Origin of the sequence: Nitrosospira sp. Nsp1 (genome assembly GCF_900100985.1) — a bacterium.
In the GTDB taxonomy this organism is placed as follows: Bacteria; Pseudomonadota; Gammaproteobacteria; order Burkholderiales; family Nitrosomonadaceae; genus Nitrosospira.
The window spans coordinates 93,467-112,972 of record NZ_FMUF01000007.1 but is presented as its reverse complement, the minus strand read 5'-3'; the positions used below and the strand labels follow the sequence as shown (position 1 = coordinate 112,972).

18 protein-coding genes and 1 pseudogene are annotated in these 19,506 nt (G+C 50.0%); 4 read left to right on the top strand and 15 right to left on the bottom strand.

All coding sequences use genetic code 11. From position 1 onward, the window contains the following. Nucleotides 1–138 precede the first annotated feature (138 nt). Nucleotides 139–669 carry a ribosome biogenesis factor YjgA gene (gene yjgA / locus BLP78_RS06465; protein ID WP_090457707.1) on the top strand — a complete coding sequence of 177 codons (531 nt, stop codon included), beginning with the start codon at nt 139–141 and terminating at the stop codon, nt 667–669. Between the two features lie 331 nt (nt 670–1,000). Here yjgA and BLP78_RS06460 read toward each other — a convergent pair whose 3' ends face one another. Beyond that, nucleotides 1,001–2,098, bottom strand: coding sequence for a transglutaminase-like domain-containing protein (locus BLP78_RS06460; protein ID WP_090457705.1), 1,098 nt, complete (start codon nt 2,096–2,098; stop codon nt 1,001–1,003). A gap of 129 nt (nt 2,099–2,227) precedes the next feature. Between BLP78_RS06460 and BLP78_RS06455 the strand changes: the two genes are divergently transcribed. The 3 genes from BLP78_RS06455 to BLP78_RS06445 all read left to right on the top strand — a co-directional run bounded on the left by BLP78_RS06455 (nt 2,228) and on the right by BLP78_RS06445 (nt 5,180). Continuing rightward, the gene (locus tag BLP78_RS06455) at nt 2,228–2,914 is read left to right on the top strand and encodes an alpha/beta hydrolase (protein ID WP_090457703.1); all 687 of its coding nucleotides are present in this window, start codon (nt 2,228–2,230) and stop codon (nt 2,912–2,914) included. Between the two features lie 215 nt (nt 2,915–3,129). After that, the gene (locus tag BLP78_RS06450; protein ID WP_090457701.1) at nt 3,130–3,594 is read left to right on the top strand and encodes a response regulator transcription factor; all 465 of its coding nucleotides are present in this window, start codon (nt 3,130–3,132) and stop codon (nt 3,592–3,594) included. 38 nt (nt 3,595–3,632) lie between these two features. Further along, on the top strand, nt 3,633–5,180 hold the full coding sequence (locus tag BLP78_RS06445; RefSeq protein WP_090457699.1) for a sensor histidine kinase: 1,548 nt from the start codon (nt 3,633–3,635) through the stop codon (nt 5,178–5,180). A gap of 88 nt (nt 5,181–5,268) precedes the next feature. Here BLP78_RS06445 and arfB read toward each other — a convergent pair whose 3' ends face one another. The 14 genes and pseudogenes from arfB to BLP78_RS06370 form a co-directional block, all read right to left on the bottom strand. After that, on the bottom strand, nt 5,269–5,703 hold the full coding sequence (gene arfB / locus BLP78_RS06440) for an alternative ribosome rescue aminoacyl-tRNA hydrolase ArfB (RefSeq protein WP_090457797.1): 435 nt from the start codon (nt 5,701–5,703) through the stop codon (nt 5,269–5,271). A 115-nt stretch (nt 5,704–5,818) separates the two neighbouring features. Then, a complete protein-coding gene (locus BLP78_RS06435; protein ID WP_090457697.1) occupies nt 5,819–6,706 on the bottom strand; it encodes an SDR family oxidoreductase in 888 nt (295 codons plus the stop codon). A 58-nt stretch (nt 6,707–6,764) separates the two neighbouring features. Continuing rightward, nucleotides 6,765–7,208, bottom strand: a complete 444-nt coding sequence (locus tag BLP78_RS15945; protein ID WP_256330126.1) for a glycosyltransferase family 2 protein — start codon at nt 7,206–7,208, stop codon at nt 6,765–6,767. Nucleotides 7,209–7,297: 89 nt separating this feature from the next. Next, a pseudogene (locus BLP78_RS15940) lies at nt 7,298–7,690 on the bottom strand (glycosyltransferase); the annotation flags it as partial. A 1,293-nt stretch (nt 7,691–8,983) separates the two neighbouring features. Then, entirely contained in the window at nt 8,984–9,250 is a 267-nt protein-coding gene (locus tag BLP78_RS16225; RefSeq protein ID WP_371128862.1) for a type II toxin-antitoxin system PemK/MazF family toxin, read from the bottom strand. Then, complete coding sequence (locus BLP78_RS06415; protein WP_090457695.1) at nt 9,204–9,446, bottom strand: AbrB/MazE/SpoVT family DNA-binding domain-containing protein; 243 nt, start codon at nt 9,444–9,446, stop codon at nt 9,204–9,206. The genes BLP78_RS16225 and BLP78_RS06415 overlap by 47 nt, the downstream gene beginning before the upstream one ends. 620 nt (nt 9,447–10,066) lie before the next feature. Continuing rightward, the gene (locus tag BLP78_RS06410; RefSeq protein WP_090457693.1) at nt 10,067–10,384 is read right to left on the bottom strand and encodes a DUF1634 domain-containing protein; all 318 of its coding nucleotides are present in this window, start codon (nt 10,382–10,384) and stop codon (nt 10,067–10,069) included. Continuing rightward, nucleotides 10,381–11,241, bottom strand: a complete 861-nt coding sequence (locus BLP78_RS06405) for a sulfite exporter TauE/SafE family protein (protein ID WP_090457691.1) — start codon at nt 11,239–11,241, stop codon at nt 10,381–10,383. The genes BLP78_RS06410 and BLP78_RS06405 overlap by 4 nt, the downstream gene beginning before the upstream one ends. A gap of 423 nt (nt 11,242–11,664) precedes the next feature. Then, nucleotides 11,665–12,672 carry a glycosyltransferase family protein gene (locus tag BLP78_RS06395; RefSeq protein WP_218118931.1) on the bottom strand — a complete coding sequence of 336 codons (1,008 nt, stop codon included), beginning with the start codon at nt 12,670–12,672 and terminating at the stop codon, nt 11,665–11,667. A gap of 89 nt (nt 12,673–12,761) precedes the next feature. After that, on the bottom strand, nt 12,762–13,871 hold the full coding sequence (gene wecB / locus BLP78_RS06390) for a non-hydrolyzing UDP-N-acetylglucosamine 2-epimerase (protein ID WP_090457686.1): 1,110 nt from the start codon (nt 13,869–13,871) through the stop codon (nt 12,762–12,764). A 194-nt stretch (nt 13,872–14,065) separates the two neighbouring features. Then, entirely contained in the window at nt 14,066–15,457 is a 1,392-nt protein-coding gene (locus BLP78_RS06385; protein ID WP_176752799.1) for a glycosyltransferase WbsX family protein, read from the bottom strand. Continuing rightward, nucleotides 15,454–16,305 (bottom strand): class I SAM-dependent methyltransferase, encoded by an 852-nt coding sequence (locus BLP78_RS06380; RefSeq protein WP_090457682.1) that lies wholly within the window; start codon nt 16,303–16,305, stop codon nt 15,454–15,456. Before BLP78_RS06380 ends, BLP78_RS06385 begins: the two co-directional genes overlap by 4 nt. A gap of 99 nt (nt 16,306–16,404) precedes the next feature. Beyond that, nucleotides 16,405–17,418, bottom strand: coding sequence for an acyltransferase family protein (locus BLP78_RS06375; protein ID WP_090457680.1), 1,014 nt, complete (start codon nt 17,416–17,418; stop codon nt 16,405–16,407). A 36-nt stretch (nt 17,419–17,454) separates the two neighbouring features. Further along, nucleotides 17,455–19,500 (bottom strand): DUF4915 domain-containing protein, encoded by a 2,046-nt coding sequence (locus BLP78_RS06370; protein ID WP_143002901.1) that lies wholly within the window; start codon nt 19,498–19,500, stop codon nt 17,455–17,457. Nucleotides 19,501–19,506: the final 6 nt, after the last annotated feature.

The following is a 19,506-nucleotide window of genomic DNA, read 5'->3' as shown; positions in this document are numbered from 1 at the left end:
AACTTCTTGGAATGGAACGACCATTCCGCGTCGTTGCGCCTTGCCCTGCACCCCAAAAACCGTACACTTCACCCCGTCCAACTACCGGATTTAGGTTCAATGACGCTATGATAGCAGTTTCTTGAATTGGGAAGCACAGTGCAAAAAACCCCAACAAACGATTCCGAACCACTTCCGGTCAGCAAAACCCGGCGCAAACAGGAAATGCATGCGCTCCAGGACATGGGCGAACAACTGATACAGCTCGATCCCAAACGGCTGGCCGAACTTGACCTGCCGGAAACGCTGGCTGACGCCATACTCGAAGCCAAGCGGATACGCAAGCATGGCGCGCTTCGCCGGCAAATGCAATTTATCGGTAAGCTGATGCGTGACGTAGACGCGGCGCCAATACAGGAAAAACTTGACGCCTGGAACGGCCTGAGCGCGCAACATACGGCATGGCTGCATCTGCTGGAACGCTGGCGCGAGCGGCTGCTGGCGGATGAACTGGCGTTGGTCGAACTTGGGCAAAAATATCCTTCCGCAGATCTGCAGCAATTGCGGTTGCTGACGCGCAACGCGGAAAAGGAAAAGCTTGCGAACAAGCCACCCAAAAGTTTTCGTATGCTATTTCATGAACTGCAAAAAATTATTCCCGAAGGCTCGGAGTGGAGCGATAACGAATGACGAACCACGGAACGCATAACTGAATAGCCGTCCCTTCCGCATGCCATGGAAAGCACGCGGGTTGGAAATAAATTTGAAATTTGAATAGCTAGCCCGGATATTTCATAAATTGACGCGCGCCCTTGCTGGTCTTTTATTTCGTATGAAAATTTCGTTCAGTCGGGCGTATGAATAACTACGCTACTCTTTCACGAAATCTCCCTACAAAACAAAATCCTGCACAATCATCACGCGAATTTATGAAACATCCGGGCTAGGGATGTGTTGCGAAGTATCAGCCGAACTGCGCCCCTGCTTGCAAAACCGGGGCTTGTTCAGCATTCTCCACTCACTAAAACTTGACGCCCGTCCCCACGAGTTCCGATGAGACAATTTTGTAGGCAAACTCGGCCGGGTTAAGGCTGTCCCGTTCGTGGCCGCCAATTTCGGCCTGGGGATACATGAAAAACGGCAGTTCTTTAAAAACGCTGTCTTTTGCCAGGGTGATATCTTTGCCGTGATTGAATGCCACCCAGTTCATTTCCCATGCACCGAATAATTTTTCGCGCAGTTCAATCACTCGCGGATTGGTGATCAGCAATGCCTCTTCCAGCGCCAGTTCGCGCACATCGGCGGGGTCCACAGGTACCCAGCCCAGGCCGGCAAGATAAAATTCCGCCCGGACATGCTGGGCAGTGGTGATATCATCGGATTGTCCGAGGGCTTTGTGGGTCGCTGATTCATCTATGCGAATTCCGTAATGGTCCCGCGCGGGAACGCCTGCTGCGCGCGCCAGTCCCACAAATAAAGCATTAAGGTCAGCGCATTTTCCGCCCATATTGCCGCTTTCCAGCATGAGCTTGATATCGCCCCGGCCACAGCCACGGGTTGCCGGATCGCGATAGGAGTTGTCCACCACCCAGTTATAGACGGCATGCGCTTTTTGCAGAGGCGTCTGGGCATTGGCGTCTTTGATGATTGACATTGCAGTCTTGCGTACAATACCGTCTAGGGGTATGTGCTTTGTCGGTAGCAGAAAACGTTTCACATCCGCAGGGATGGCGCCCGTGCCTCGCTCGGAATAATGCTTCAGGTCGACAGAGCGATCAACCGTCTTCACAATACTGCTCACCGAGACGGTGCGTGGACCGGTACCCCGCCACTCAGCGTAAAACATGGGTGAAGATGTTCCGGGAACGGTCTCGAACTTGGCAACAGTCGGATTGCCGCTCCAGACGCTGCCTTGAGAAAACTGATGGGGTGTATCGTCGGTGTCGGGTAAGGGTACCCATAAACGCGCTTTTTTTCCGTCGGCGGGAAGCTCGAACTTATAGGTCAAGCGGTAAGTATGCCGCCGTGACGGGATAACCTGTTGAGCAAACACGGATGGGGCGACGGGAAATAACGCGGCGCTTGCTCCCGCCAATTTGATAAAATCCCTGCGTTTCATATTTTCTCCTGCTATAGGGGTTTCGTCTTGAAGTTTTGTCTTGAAAATCGAAAGTGCGAATCTAATACTACCCTCGCGTTAAGTCAACTAATCAATTAATCAAATTTTGTCAAATTTTTTTCTCGCCTGATGACCGCTAATCCTACCGATCCGTTTCCCGCGATTGAACTGGAAACCGGGGCCAGCCCAACTCATACTATCATCTGGATGCATGGTCTCGGTGCGGATGGCAACGATTTCGTCCCGATCGTGGATGCGCTCGCGCTACCTTCGGCAATACACGTTCGTTTCGTGTTTCCTCATGCCCCGAAGCGCCCGGTGAGCATTAACCGCGGCATGGTGATGCGCGCATGGTACGACTACGACATGATCGATACGAATGCGGGCCTTCACGAAAATATGGAAAGCTTGCACGGGTCGCAACGGGCAGTCGAGTCGCTGCTCGCGCGCGAAAACCAGCGAGGAATAAAGTCGGAGAATATTGTTCTAGCCGGTTTTTCTCAAGGTGGAGCGCTAGCGCTCCACACCGGTTTGCGCTATCCGGAAAAACTTGCCGGCGTAATGGCTTTGTCATGCAATCTCCCTCTGCCGCAAACATTGGTTGCGGAAGCGTGCCGGGTTAATCTACCAGCATCCGTTTTCATGGCGCACGGTGAAAGCGATGATGTCATACCGATGATAGTGGCGGCCGCGTCAAGACGGCAACTGGTCGAACTAGGCTATGCAGTGGAATGGCATGAGTATCGGATGGCGCATTCCGTTTGCGAAGAGGAGATAGCCGATATTGGCGAATGGCTGAAGCGGGTCTTGATCTGAATCCGCTCCGTGGTGTCGATCACTGGTGTTTCTGAATCAAATTGGGCAACGCAGCGTAATCTTTACATCCCCACCTTTCCGACTGCACAAATTGCAGTCTTCACAAAATTTTTACACGTGCGTGACACACCCTTCACGTAGACTATATTATGCTGTTTACGGGAACGCACCCGTAAACTTGTCTGCAGTTTAAACAGAAACCGGAGGAGACCCAAATGCATGCACCCACTCAACGCATGGAAACCGATAAACTACCCGGCCAACTGCCGGGTTCGGTATTGGCAAAAGAAAACGGTGCTACACAACGAATCGCGCATGTCGATGACGATCCGGATATTCGCGATACTGTGAGGCGTATTCTCGATGCAAATGGATATGCGGTCGATAGCTACCAGACGATGAGTGATTTCATCGCTTCGCTACTGAAGAATCCCGCGAGTCCTCCTGATCTGGCGATCCTCGATGTAATGGTTGAATCGATGGACTCGGGGCTGGAAGCCTATGTGGAACTCCGAAAACATTTTCCCGAGCTACACATGATATTCATGACCTCTCTCGGCGAGGAAATCCGTCCTTATTTCACAGGCATATCCGACGAATGGATTTTAATCGTGGAAAAACCAGTTGACGCGATCAGCTTTTTATCGATTGTTCGTCATCGACTGGATGCCGCTGCGTAATTTCGAATTTCCAGCAGATTCTTCCTGCGGAATTTAACATGGCGATTGCCGAATTTTCCTGGGCTGCATCCAAAAATGCATCCAAAACTTCGCTCGCTTTCCCGCATGCCGGGTTAACAGGCTCGAAGCTGAGCGATGAAGTACTGATTGGTAACGCGCGGTGGTTTATCATTTTTCGATGGGGGGTCATCGCTGTTCTCCTCATTTTTCAAATATTCGCGCTCGTTGCTTCAGATACGCTGACCGAAATCGGCATCACTCACCAGCAGGGATGGCCTGTTGTCATAACGGTGCTGTTATGTATCGCAAATATCAGCTGCATCTATGCGCTGGATTTTCGCAAGCGGACAAGATATAACTCCCCATCTATAAATATCTGGGCGCAGATCATCGTCGACCTTCTATGCCTGTCGGTCGTCGTGCATTACGTTGGCAGCATGGCGACCCCGGCACCATTCTTTTATGTGCTGCACATCGCCTTATCGTGCATCTTTTTTTCGACGGTTGAGAGTCTGATCGTTACGGTTCTGGTTTGCGTCATGTATTCGGTCGTTCTATTGTTTGAAAATCCGCTTCTTTTTCTGGCGCCTCAATCCGTATTGATAGACTCGAATGCATCTGGCATCAGCTCGCTTAAAATCCATACATTTCTATGGATGTTTACGCTTGACGTGCTCTTTGTCATTGTCTGGTATGTTGTTTCACGACTGTCGATCGTCGTGCGTGTCCACGAGCGCCACATAGTGGATGCCTACGAGCAGATCAGCCGGGCACAAACAGAGAAGGACCGGTACGCCGTGCTGATGACACATCAGCTTAAAGCGCCGCTTGATGCCATTCGCAGCAAGATCAGCCTGATCAAGGGAAATTATTGCGGAGAAGTCTCGCCGGAAATAATGGATGTCATTTTGAAGGTCGATGATCGAGCCGCCGGCATGGCAGGCCTTATTCTGGATGTACTCAAGCTTGAACGATTAAAGGCCGCAGCCCGCGATCCCGCTAATTTGACGTGGGTCAATATCGGGGGTGTCATTTCGAAGTGCATCGATAAATTACAACCTATTGCCAATTCGCATCACATCGATATCAACGCGTCGATCGAAGATTTTGTCGTGGAATGCGTGCCCAGTCAGCTTGATATTCTCTTCGAGAATATCATTGCAAACGCAATCGCCTATTCATATGACGGACGCTCGGTGGAGATCGGGTCTTCTTTCGATAAGCAGAGCTTATCCGCAGCAGTAACTATTATCGACTATGGGATAGGCATCAGCGATAAAGACCTCCCGCACATCTTCGACGAGTATTTTTATACTCCCAGGGCAGCGTTGCATAATAGAACGTCAAGCGGAATAGGTTTATCAATAGTAAGAACCGTGGCGGAGAACAATAAACTACGCATCACGGTTTCCAGTGAGCAGAATGTCGGAACCACCTTTTCTGTTGTTTTTCAGGGCGCGAAAAGCGCCCCAACGATAGAAAAGAGCGTGCAACAAACTGAAGGCCCTATTGTAAATCCTGCGAATTCACCCGTCGAATTGCCTGAGCCCGACAAAAATGAATCTCATCTGGCGCCTATTCATTAGAAATAACTCCCCAATACTACCTGATAAAGCCGGCGATTGAACCCGGCGCATGGCTTGCACTCGGAAGCGATCGTAGCCCTTCACCGCATTATGACAGCTGCTCACTCAAGAATTTTTTCCGCATGATCTTGAGCTGGCCTCGTTGAGTTTTGCTGTCGAGCCGCTTTTTCTGCGAACTGCGCGTCGGTTGGGTGGGTTTACGATTCGGAGGCGATTCGGCTGCGCGCCCGATGAGTTCGTATAAACGTCTCAGCGCATCTTCGCGATTTTTCTCCTGACTGCGATACTGCTGCGCCTTGATAACGACTACACCTTCCCGGGTGATACGCTGATCGTTCAGTTTCAATAAACGCTCTTTGTAAATGTCGGGCAGCGATGATGCGGCAATGTCGAAGCGCAAGTGGATCGCGCTGGAGACCTTATTGACATTTTGCCCACCCGAACCCTGCGCGCGGATCGCCTTTATCTCGATCTCGTTCTCGATCGTGTTTATGGCGACAGTTAATATGCTGGGATTTTCCATCATTATTTCTGAGCAGTAGTGCCCCCACTTCGGTTTTTATTAGCCATGCTTGACATCATCGCCGTTTGACAGATGGGCGAACGCTGTCTATACGGAAAGCATGCACCCCTCATTTTCACACATCATTCCAATGAGGCGTAAAAGGTCTTGGCGAGAAACCAAAATCCAGTGTTGCCTCTGTGTGGTTAAAGCACAGGTCAACATTCATCCGTGTTGCCATTTCCAGCGTTGTACTCTGCTTATCGGAAACCAGCGTCATGACATTTATCGCACTGCGGAACATCCATGGCGGCACGGTAAAAAAACGGGCGGGTTTTCCAAGTGAGCTGAATATCTTCTCGACCATTTGTCGATAACTTAACGTCTCGCCACCACTCACGTTATATGCCCTGTTAAACGTGGCAGGCTGCTCAAGCGCCATGAGGCATGCCTCCGCAAGATCATCGGCATGGACAGGTTGGCGTAGCCCCGCCGCCTTTCCCAGCAATGGAAAAAAACCATAACGCCGAATAAAACCTGCAATACGCGTAATATTCTTATCCCGAGCGCAATCATAGACCAGCGTTGGACGAAATACCGTCCAGTCTGTTTCCGAAGCGCCGCAAAGTCGCCCGATTGCCTCTTCCGCTTCAGCCAGGCGACCAGCAACATGCCGTTCCCCCACATCAGCAGAGTCGACCTTGCTGAACACACTGGTTGAACCAAAACCGATCATCCGCTTGGTCTGGCGCAGGGTCAAAACCGGCAACAGCGGTGGCAATAACCAGAGCGGCGCCAGATGAATGAGTGCTCGCGCGTCAATAGGTGGAAACTGCTCCGGACGACTGATATCCGACTCATGCCAAATCAACTGCTTGCCGGTTGTGGCCGCGTTTTTTTCGCCATTACGGCTAATGGCGTGAACCTCATAGCCGGCAGCTACGAGCCTGGATAGCAAGAAGTGCCCAATTATGCTGGTCGCACCCGTGACAATAATTTTATGTGGAGATGCAAGGTCAGGCATTGTCTTGTTAAACACCGGGAAATTTTTGAGGCGCTTGCACCGGGAATCCGGCGTAATGCTATTCTCGTCCCAGACCCAGTAGCCGTCCAGCGCGTCGAGCGCTATAAATTGCCGTGATTGCCCCAAAGCGCAGCCATATGCCCATCGCCACCAGCCACATCACGACGCCGGGATACTCATGCCGGAAAAATTTGCGATAGAACCGCATCATCCCCTTGTGTTTGTGCCACTCCACAAATATGGGGCGAGAGCGGCTGCAGGTTCCCTTATAGTGCACAACCGGAGCATCCGGTACGAAAAGAATCCTCCAGCCTTTTTTCCGGAAGCGCATGCACCAATCCAGATCCTCGCAGTGGAGAAAATAACCTTCATCCCAAGGACCGACATCTTCAATCGCCTTCTGGCGCACCAGCATGAGGGCTCCGGAAATGGCCTCCACCTCAAGCAGATTCCCCGGTAATGCTTGCTTGTGCAGATGAAAATCAAAAAAAGGCGTGGCCAATAACGTTCAAAGCGGTACAAGCCAAAGGCACGAACAAACGAACGCCAGGGCGTAGGAATGGCACGGCGGCCTCCAGCCTGCTCGGTGCCATCCTGATTGATCAGCAGTCCGCCGATCATTCCTGCGGAAGGATTCGCTTCCAGCACCTGAACCAGGCTCGGCAATGAGTCCCCCCTCAAAACACAATCTGGATTCAGGAATAACAAATAAGGCGCAGTAGCCTGTGCGGCACCTACGTTACAGGCCGCGGCAAAACCGAGGTTCGCAGCGTTGTGAATGATCCTGAGCTTCGGTTCTTCAGGAAAACGTTGCGTGCACAGTTCAAGGCTGAAATCTGAAGAGGCATTATCCACCACCAGCACTTCGCTTGCCTGAGGCAATGTCGACTGGATGCACTCTGCCAGGATTTGCCCCGCATTGTAATTAACGATGATGACCGAGACAGGCAATGGATCCGGACGTGTATTTACCTCGACAACCATGTGGTTCTTTTATCTGTCCTGGCGATCGTTGTGGGCAAGCAAATGCTTGTCCAGCAAAGGGAACCTAGTGTCGTAACGACTCGTCCAGCCTGAACTTATTGGTGCATCGTCCCGGCATTGGCAGAGAAGCTTGCAGCAATTCATAAACGTCCATTAAAGCTGACACGCCGTTCCCGCGCGGCAAGGATTGCTGCATTGCTGCACGCTCCCTCGCCTATTTTTTTACCAGCGTATGAGGATGGCGTCAATCGAATCATTCGCCATGTCATGCGGCAACATCCGTCTCTTTTGGCGGTGGATGCGCTAGCCTGGGACGGAAAGCTATGAGGATGGAGATCTTGCAGCATGAAGCAAGTATCGTTTTTCATTTTGTTTGATGACTTTCTGCGACGGATTTTAACGCTTGAACAATTGCTATCCTACTTGAATGATCTGGTTCAGGCACGCGCATACCTGTGCAGCTGGCCAATCCTCCCGAGGTCCAACTCGCGCGCGGCCTCGATGGGCTGTTTCGGCCGACGACGAATCCGAGGCCGATGTCGAGGTCACGCTCAGCAGCGGGGCGCTGAAGGGTAGCAGCGTCAATGTGGTCGAGGCCCTAGTCAGCATGACCTCGCTTCGCGCCAATTTGAAATGCACATGAAGATGCTCAAGAATGCCGAGGGTAGTGCTCAACGCGCCAGTGTCCTCCTGTCGGTAAACGGCTGATAAGTAGGTCGGGCTCCGCCCGACGATCAAGAAACGATGTCGGGCGGAGCCCGACCTACCATGTGCAATCCGCATAGTCGTAACCCTTGCATCATTTACTATGTAGATCGGGCTCCGATCGTCACGCCGAGTGGGTATCAGATTCAGCCCGCCATCACCATTCCTTCCAATGCTTAGCGTTACCGTTGGCCGCGACGGCGTTGGCTCGCCGCGCTCCTATCTTGATTGTGTGAAACTACGCGATCTTTAATAATGGGCATTAGTTTCTTGATTGATTTTAAATCGGAACCTCAAGCATAGGCAATTCCATAGCCGAGGAAAATGAATACATTGAATCACTTAACGGTGGATAGGATAACTCTGGGAGATGCTGGCACGCGCCATCATCCATCGAGATTGGTAAATCTATTGGAATAGAGTGCAGCAGGTTATAGCGATTTCATGCGTTGTGCCCCGCAGCGCCCTGATGGGAGGAGGCGTGCGTTAATTTATGAAATACCAGGTTAAAGTACCAACCGTTCCAATTCTGCTCTGATGAGAATTATTGTTTGTTGATGAGGACAGCAATTTTTTCCAGGACCTGAGCTAATTCGCCGGGTGAGACTTTGCCTTTGTGGCCTGCCTTGCGCGCAACCCAATCAAGACTTTTGATTTGATCGGCCAGCACAACATAGGGCCGGTTTTTCCGTTGCAGGACGAAGGGCTAATCACGAGTGCCGGACAGTGCCCAGTCTGCTCATGCCCAGCTTGGGGAGTAAAGTGCAACCAAACAATATCGCCAGCCTCAGGACATAGCGATGAATCATTACAAAAGCTTTTTGCAGACCGGTGTACTGAAATCAACTTCAGCATGCAGATTTTCCGGTGTTATGTCGGCAAGCATCTGAGCAAGGTCGTATTTGTTTTTGTGAATCGGTTCGATGACGATGCGACCATCTTCTTCACGAATATCCACCGGATCTTCCAAGTTTAAGCAGGCAGCTTCCATGATCCCGGCAGGGATGCGAACCGATGCACTATTGCCCCACTTTTTAACGATTACGCGCATGACAGCCTCCTATGTTGAGCCAATGCTAATGTAATAGCGACAAAACCGGGATGTGTCAACATTGTAGATACTTGCCAGAGGTGTACTGATAAGTAGGTCGGGCTCCGCCCGACGATCAAGAAACGGTGTCGGGCGGAGCCCGACCTACCTTGTGCAATCCGCATAGTCGTAATCTTTGCGATCATTCACTATGTAGATCGGGTACCGATCGTCATGTCGAGTGGGTATCAGATTCAGCCCACCATCCGCTGCTCAGAATCATGAAAAATCTACATTACGCAGCGCTAGAGTATCACGCTCAGCGTCCGTCTCATTCTCCGCATCTTTATCCCTCGGTATGGCCAGCAAGTGCGCGATAAAGCCGGGGGTCGTGGCCAGCGCACTCTGCTGCAGAGACTCAAACTGATAAGTAGGTCGGGCTCCGCCCGACAATCAAGAAACGATGTCGGGCGGAGCCCGACCTACCATGCAATCCGCATAGTCGCAACCTTGCATCATTCAACTATGTAGATCGGGCTGATTATGAAATGAACCCTGTCAAGCATAACAAATACGATGGGCTCAGGGTAAAACTTCCCGGCATCCTTGTTTAATCGCGATTTTTCTTTACCTGGATACCTTCAAAGACCGATCAGAATTCCGGTGCCAATGATCGCCAGGACAAGCGCCGAAATCATCGTGAAGGCATAGTCACGCTCGCGCAGGAAGATGACCAGCATCAGCGCCACACGCGCAACCGGCAAAAGAATGAACAGCGCTACACCGGCTTTCACGATGTCGTAGCCGCTGAGACCGAAGCTAAGCGAATCCTCGAGTTGCGGTAGAGCGCCCAGGGCCATCCCGGCAGCAATGACGGCCGAGGCAAGCCACGTGCCGTACCAGAGCAACGCCGCGATGATCTGTTCGTGGCGCTCGTAATTGTCAGTCATGGGCTTCATGCCGGACCTCCGGGGATATGCACGCCCAGGGCGCTCAGGAGCATTTGGACAGCGAGCAACGCAAGGACAATGACAAAGAAGATGCGCAGCTTGTCGGCGGGAAGCTCCATCAGGAGGCGCGCTCCGACGAGTGCCCCGACTACCGATCCCAGCGCGACGGGGCCGGCAATGCCGATGTCGATGTCTCCCCGCACGAAGTAGGCTCCAGCGCTCGCGGCAGCCGTCACGCCGATCATGAAATTGGATGTGGCGGACGAAACCTTGATAGGTAGTCGCAAGGCAGTATCCATCGCCGGGATCTTGAGCACGCCAGAGCCGATGCCGAGCAGCGCCGAGATCAGGCCCGCGCCGTACATCAGGGATAGGCCGAGCGGCACGCGGTCGACCTGATAAGACACGTGTCGACCTGGCACATGGTCGGGAAAGCTCGAATGCAGGCGCAGCACCGTGGCCCAGCTTCCGGCATTGGGCGCACTTGCATCGATCGCTTCACGGCGTCGCGCAAGCATCTGCTTTGCAGAGACGGCCAAAATGAAGGCGAACAGGCCATAGAGGAAGGAGGTCGAGACGATGCCGATCAGGAACACACCGGTCAGCGCACCGAGCGTGGTGGCCGTCTCCAGAACGATAGCAAGCCGGATATTGGTTAATCGACTTTTCAAGAACGGCGCTGCGCTACCGCATGAACAGGCGATGACCGATACGATGCTCGCACCGATTGCCACGTGAATGTCGACGCCAAACAGCAGCGTGAGAATTGGCACGATGAAGATGCCGCTTGCCATGCCGAGCACGCCGCCAAGCGCGCTCGCGCCGAAGGCGGCCACGAATAGCCAAAGAATGGTTGATGTTTCCATTGGAGCGACTTCCGGGTTACGTCCGCGTGCGCGGACGCCGGGACAGTCGAGTAGCAAACCTGATCAGTTTGCCGCGGTAATAAAGCTTTTCGTAATCAACCGGCTGTTGTTCCTCGCTGCAGGAGATGCGTTCGATGAGGAAATCGGGCTTCCGACTCGACCCCCAAGGCCTGCGTGACGTGTTCGTCTGCCGTGACAGCTCGAGCCGGTATTGGGCCTCGATTGATGGAACTCATATTCATCTTCGAGCAAGCCAAAGATTGGCTCTGCCTCCAGATACCTGAAAAGCTTAATGCGACTTATCCTGGTTGGACTGTTACACTTAACCTTTGAAACTGACAGACATAGCGCCAGAATAACCGATAACCTTCTGCAAAGTTTACTCGCTCGAGCTTGAGGAGAAGCCAGAACGGCTCGGCCGTGTCACAAGACAAAGACACCTGCTTGATTAAACCGGCTCTCCCATGAATTTTCCTTTCTGAACCGTGCGGTATTATCCGGGCTCGTGCGATGGGCCAACGCTTGGTTGACGATATCAGTCATATTTGAATCGCGGTCGATAAGATAAACGCCTTGACCCTCACCTCTGGAGGCCATTTCTCCAAAAGCTGAGCTCAACACAGGTAGCCCCAAGGCTCGGTATTCGTAGAATTTGATCGGATCGACGGAAGCGGTGAGCGTGTCTTTTTTGAACGGAATCAAGCCAACATCGAACTGACGCATTGCCCGCAGTGCCTCTGGATGGGGAAGCGCTGGCTCCTGACGCACATTATCCGGTAGTGGTATTGGCGATCGCACATACATGGGGCCGATGAGCCGTAATATAGTCTCGGGATGCGAGTTCGCCAGGGTGACGACAAGCTCCCAGTCGAACCAGTGCCCAATGGTGCCGAGGTAGCCAATTACCAATGGCCGCTCCTCATCCAGCGGCTGCACTGCCGGCACTTCAGGCATTCTTTCCGCTGCACAAGCGTTCAGAACGAGGCGGACATCCCGCGCCAGATACGCCAGTCGATCCCGCAATGCGGACGACGATGTCAGTACCCTGGATACCCGACCTGCCATCTTCCTCTCCCGCTTTGCCATTGCATGACGTGACCAGCCTTTATAGAAAGCCGGATAATCATCCATCGCATCATAAAAAGACGAGATGAAGGTTCTCTTTGAGAGCAATCGCAACGCCAGCGCCGTGGGCTTGCCGATACCGAGTATGGTCACGCTGTCAGCAAACCGGTCAACGGCCAATTCAACATCTCCCCAGAGCAGGCAATTAACCACTTCTGAAAACGGCAGTGGCTCTATCGGTAATGCTTTTGGTTTAACGACGGTCAGCCAGGCTGGAATGCCCCGCGCCGTATCGTCGCATTTGGGGCGCCGAACCAGCACATCGGACAAGGCTGGGAATCGGCCTGGGTATGGATCGATCCACAAAACCTCGCTTCCAGCGAGCGAATGAAAATATCTGACGAGCTCATGCGGTCGCTGGGAAAAACTACTCCATGGAACGGGGGAAAGATAAATCAGCCGCATGTTGCGAAATAGTCACGCAACACCGCTGCGATACGGCCAGCTGCCTTGCCATCCCCATAAGGCGAGACGCCGCGAGCCATTTTTTTATATGCCATCCCGTCATCCAGCAAATGTTGCGTTACAGCCGTGATTTCTTCGAAATCCGAGCCCACCAACCGCACCACGCCCTCCTGGACAGCTTCGGGTCGTTCCGTCTCGCGGCGCAACACCAGTACTGGCTTACCCAAAGCAGGGGCTTCTTCCTGTATTCCCCCTGAATCGCTCAGAATCAGGTAGGCCTGTTTCATGGCTGCGACGAACGACAAATAGTCCAGTGGTTCGCAAAGTGTAATCCTTGGATGATTACCTAAAACTTCAGAAGCTATATTATATACATTTGGGTTTGGATGCACCGGGTACAACACCTGCACGTCCTCATTGCGCTCCACCAGTGCCAGAATGGCGCGGCAAATTTCCCTGAATGGTTCGCCAAAATTTTCCCGGCGGTGTGCCGTCACCAGAATCAGGCGGCGAGTGGGATCTAGCACGAAGGGAAGGGAAGTGTCATGTTCAGCAACACTTAGCAGTGCGTCGATCACTGTGTTGCCAGTTACAAATATGTTTTCATCTGCGATACTTTCTTTTAACAGGTTCTGCCTGGCATTTTCCGTAGGTGCAAAATGCCACTTCGTCAATCTTCCCGTCACTACTCGATTCATCTCCTCAGGAAATGGATCCACCATGTTACCGGTACGCAAGCCCGCTTCAATGTGCCCAAACGGGATCTTGTGATAGAAGCAGGCAAGAGCAACGGTCATCACCGTGGTTGTATCGCCTTGAGCAAGCACAGCGTCAGGCTTTTCGGCTAGAAGCACATCGTCGAGATTGAGCAACAGGCGTGCGGTGAGTGTTGTCAGCGCTTGATCAGGACGCATGATATCAAGGTCGAAGTCAGGCTTGATATCAAAAATGCGCAAGACCTGATCCAGAAGATTTCGGTGCTGAGCGGTTGCCAGAACTCTGCATTCGATGTTGGAATTTTTTTTTAGCGCCTGAATGATCGGGGCCATTTTGATGGCTTCGGGGCGGGTACCTACAGCGCAAAGAATTTTGTAGGTCATTTTCTATTTTTCGAGGGTAAGAGAGCGCCAAATTGATACAGGGTGGATAAAAGCGCAGACTTTTCTCTTTAACAGACCTTAAAAATTATCTGCCCTCGCCCAAGATAACGCGCCGTCTCACTGTTGAGCGTGACCAAGTAATCGTTCCCCGCTCCTGCGGCGCTTTCTTGACCGTTCATGCATATCCGGGAAATTTACCTTGGTGCCAGAAAGATCCGTACCGCCCTGACTATAGGAAGCAATATGAGACGCAACCATGGTATTTGATTCACGACGAGTCTTAAGCGTCGAGGAGAGCGCGTCGCCGTCCCGGGCGAGTAACGACGCAACCATGGTATTTGATTCACGACGAGTCTTAAGCTCTCAATCTTTAACTCGGCATGATGGATAACAACACATGAGATGTCCTGCCAGAATCTCCTGCCGCCTATGTTACGGATCTCTGATAAATCGGTGTCCGGGAACGTGGCAAACCTTCGTAAACCCATCTTAGCATTCTGAGTGGCCTGGAGAAACGCGTGACCATATAAGCGGTCAGGCTCAAGATGACATCCCTCAGCCCATTCATTCCACGCATTGATGAACACGAGTTCGTCTTCGTCATTTCTATTCGATTGTTTTACCAGATCAATAGTGGATGCGAGCCAGCATTCATAATTTTCAGGGGTGCCATTCAGAACAACGAACGCACGCTCTTTAATGCGCGCCGTATTATCCCATGATGGAAACACAGTTTTAAAAACACGCGGGGCGCTGTAAATTCTGTTGAGATATGACCGGGCAATTGTTTCATATTGCATGAGATTGCCACGAAAAGCGTTAAAAAATTTTACCTGGTTATTTATATTGGCCGTTCGGGGATTGTGCGGAGGAAACTCTACGCCGCTGTCAAATCCAAACTCGGCGTATTCCTCATTCCCGTGTGTCAGCGCGGCGCCTATATGTATTTCGCCCACACCAATCGAGCGGCAGTAATCTCGCCAGACCACAATACTTTTACTAACATCCGGAAGGCCTTGGGGTCTATATACGCAAAAATAAGGCTTCCCATCTACACGAATATAGCGCTTATCCTGAAAGAACGGTATCAAGGATTTAATGAAATTAAGATCATCATCCGGCAGATATTCCTGGGCTATCAGAATCTCCTGATCAGCCCCATCCCAACGCCGCGTCCAGTTTTCGTTAGCCCAGCATAGACAAAACGGCATATCGCTTTCGGGGTCGGAAAGCATGTCGTCCAACGGCAAATTCAATATTCTTTTTCCCGAAAACCAGTAGTAGTGATAGCAAAACCCGTCTATGCCATACTGTTTTGCCACCTTGATCTGGTCATGCCTCGTTTCTTGCACACGCAAGTCATAAAAACCAAAGTCAGTTGGAAGATGTGGTTGGTGGTGGCCTGCGAAAAGAGGTTCGGCTTTTGTGACGTTAGTCCATTCGGTGAATCCTTTGCCCCACCAGCGGTCATTCTCGGGTGTTGGATGAAACTGGGTAAGATAAAAGGCTATTAATCTGGGAGTAGGCTGATCGCGAAATGTCGAAATTTCGTTATCGTCTCCCGATGACTGATGACGTATCGTCATAGGTTTATTCCGAATAACTTGAGGCTGCTTCGGATGTGCTGTTTTTGCCGGGAACTCAAGTGTCGCGCTATTCGTTTTCTCCATGATGCTGGGCTTGTTATAACGGTTTGCGCGAATTGTTGTTCAGGTGGGATTAGCGACACAACGTTACCGGGATAGCTGAGGGGCACAGCTTTGACCACTACCTGGTACACATCGGCATAAGCACTGGTCTTTATTGCATCCTGTACCGTTGGCGGCAACATAGACCAGCTTGCAGCAAATTCAGTTTCTTCCGGCGGTTTAATGACATATCTGACATCAACGATTTTAAGTGCGGCCTGAGCGAATAAGGCCTCAATGTTCTTGAAGCCAAAGAAACGAATATGCGTACGGTCGAGCAAACCCCAGTCCCGGTATTCGAAATCGCTATTTATCAGGCATGACACCACGGCTGCATGGCCGACGTGAGGCAGCGAAATTACGAGATAGCCGTTCGAGCCGATGTAAGAAGCCATGCGTTTCAGGGTGGTCCAGGGGTCATATAAATGTTCAAGTACATCGGCTGCCACCACAACATCAAACGGTTCTAAACTATCAAGCACATGCGGCCATTCTTCCGAGTTCAAATCGGCTTGCATGATCTTCTCACAATAGGGAGCTGCCCTTTTTATTGCATCGGAGTCCAGTTCAATACCCGTTACCCGACATTTTCCCTGTTGTGCAAGAATTTTAGTGACCGAACCGGGTCCGCAGCCAATTTCCAGTACTCGTTTAGAAACCCCGACCAGATGCATCACATGCACAGGTGCAGTTTGTCCAGCAAGATCAACCGTATATTCGTAAATGTGTTGTTTTTCCACATTCATACTGTGCCCTCCGTGCTATTAATTGCTGGCCAAGACGAATCCCTGGTACTTCAATGAATTTGTAAATAAATCTAGCAACTATAAGAGTTGCAGCAATTATCAAAGCCGCACAAACAAAAAATGCGTACGCCCCAAGATGCGGTAAAGAGCCTCGTAACTTCGTATTAGATAGTCTTTCAAGAATGTAATAATGATGGGGTGAATAAGGTAGATGCTAAAACTTTGCTCGCCACAGTATTCAAATGGTTTATTAGCAATTGCAAAACTCGGCATCAGGCTCTGCCATATACATAATGCAGTTAAACTTAGCGCCCAAGCCACGATATCCCATCTTGCGTCGTTATAAAGATACTTCCCCATACCAAAAAACATCAGCGCACTGATGGAGGCTACTGCTATCAGCGGAATAATGAATCTCGTAAAACCAGCCTCTTTTTCTAGCAAATGGCTGACTCGGTAAGCATATATCCCCATGGCAAAGAAACATAAATTTGGGCCGAACGCAAAATAACTCCAGTCCCACTGCGTCGGCGAAGTGGCGTTTACATGCTGGGTGTGGAGTGCCGAGCGAATTAAGCCACTAACAACGATAGCGAAGAACAAAAATATCAGAGCAGATTTATGATTTCGAAGAGTTAAAAGAAGTACCGGAAATATCGCATAAAAAATCATTTCAACGCCAATAGACCACCCTCCCCAGACGAACCCAGAGAAAGAAACGAATCCAAAAATGAAAGTCAAATTAAGAAAAATGCTTGTCAAATCTGTAACGATTCCGCCCGAAAAAGCTTGACGACCAATTTCGAAGGCGGCTATAAAATAGAATAGTGGGGCTATCCTGAAAAATCGCTTAATGAAATAATTTATTATCCAATCTTTGTCGGTAGTCTTGTATTCAGTAGAGTGCATTAATGAAAATACACTCAGAATAAAGAAAAGATGGACAGCGTATCCAAAATCTCTCCCAATAAATTGGAAAGAAGCCGGCGGCTTAATTCCGGTTAAGTGTTGCAAGTGGAAAAGTACTATTCCTAGCGCCGCTATTCCCCTGAGTCCATGAATACCTGGTAGTAACCGTTTTTTTTGAATAATCGCCGAGTTGAACTCCTTCATGGCAATTTTCTATTTTTCTCATTAAATAGAATAGGCTTACAGCCAGGCACCAAAGTGCCTCCCTCTTAATAAATAATGATCGGCAATGTTAAAGTTATCTGTTGGCAATTCCCCATAACCTTTTTTTACGGTGACAGAATTATGATTTACAACTATTTCGGTAATGAAATCCGGTCTGCTAGCGGATAACATGAATAGCTCAATAAGCAGATTGCTCAGGGCGGTTTTACCATAAAAATAAGAATTTTTACTTTGCCAGGGATCATTGGCCCAGTGTGCCCAAGCCCAATCCTCAATGATATAAAGACCGCCTGGGGTTAAGTATGGGAAGCTGATATTGAAAGCGTCGCGGGTTTCTTCATATAAATGCGAAGCATCATCAATAATAAGATCAATGTCCCTCTCGGGAAACTCGAACGACAATATTCTTTCCATGGTTGGGCGATCTGCCTGACTTACGCCATAGTATGGCTTGAGAACGTCGAGCTTGCTATGGCGGGCTATATAGTTACTCAGCGCAGGCACGGGCTCGGGCATGTAGTCGATCGCTGCGATCTTGATTGGCTGGAAAATTTGGTCATACAAAGCCACGCTGCCGCCTTTGAATATTCCCATTTCGAAAATCTTGCTAATCTTTTGCTGGCGCCCAATTTCAACTGATTTTTCTACCATATGCCGAGGTTTTCCAAGAAGAAAATCGTCTGCTGTTGAGCTTCCACCATGCAATTCAGCGGTGTCCCAAGCAAGATGGAAGTTCACTTCATTGATTTGCAGGTGTAAGTCATCCTTCCAAATAAGCATGGGTGGGGTCCTTTCCGCAATCGGAATTTGAATTTCGGATTTTTTAATGAACGATTCTTTAGTTCTCGATACTTCTTGATTCAATAAATTGCTGTCGTGCACGGGCGCTGTGTGGACAAGCCTTTGTGGTATTGTGGAAGGCCCTGACTTAGACTGATCAGCATTTTGTTCGGCGGCTATCGGTGCATCATTTAACCTAAGGGAATTGATGATGTTCTTTGCGGCGCGTATTGGTTTTGTTACTTTCCAACTGGTGGACGACAGAAGTGCTGTTACTTTCCCATTCAGCTCAACAATTTGCTTGTTGCGCTCGGCGACCTCTTTAATGCACTTAGTGGTTTCCTTATTGCCATCGAAAATGACCTGGTTGAGTTGAAAGATCTGTTTATCACGCTCTGCAATGGTTTGGTTAAATTTTTCAATTTCGCTGGCATTGGCCGCAACAAGGCTCAACAGATCGGCAAAACGGGGAATTATTCTAATGTCGTAGATTTCTCTAAAAGGTATTAACTTTAAACCGATACATTGTAAAGAGATTTTATCGATAACCGATACCGCGCCGCTCGCAAGTTCATGTTCTACGGGCTCAACATTTCTTGATAAACTTATACCGACATAAATGTAATTCTTGCCGACGGCAACCCCTCTTGAGTATCCAGGCAGCAGAACAGTATTAATTATATTTTTTCCATCATATACATGGAGTTTCTTTTCTTCCGAGCTACAAAAGTATAGAAGATCACCTTTTACAGTCAATGAATGGGGTTGCGATAAACCGCCAATCAATGTTTCACCGGTATGGACATCAATAATCGCCCCGAGCCCTAATGTACCGTTCTTATACTCTCTATGTTTTTTAAAACGTCCAAATAAGGATGCGATCAACCGGCCTTGATAAATTGCAATGCTGTTTAGGTGTGCGGAGTCGTTTTCTCCCGGTAAATTCCATGCATTTATACGTTGATAATTGCTGTTAAGACATACAACTTCGTTGTCGTACGTTGACGCCAGATAAATCTTGTCATCTTTTAACAAGACATCGTGAATATCCAGTGGGCATGGAGAGATCTCAATTTGCCGAGCCAAGCCATTTTTAGCCTCCGTCAAATAACGGCCTCCGTTGTCTTGGTTTGCCCAAACAAGCTCTGATTTTCCAAAACAAATTCCAGTCGATGGCCTTGTATTTATAATTATTGCATCGCTGCTTCCCTCCAAATACACCATTCCGCCAATGCCCGGACAAGAAACAAGTAAGTTATCTTCGATAGCACAATCATTCAATTTTTT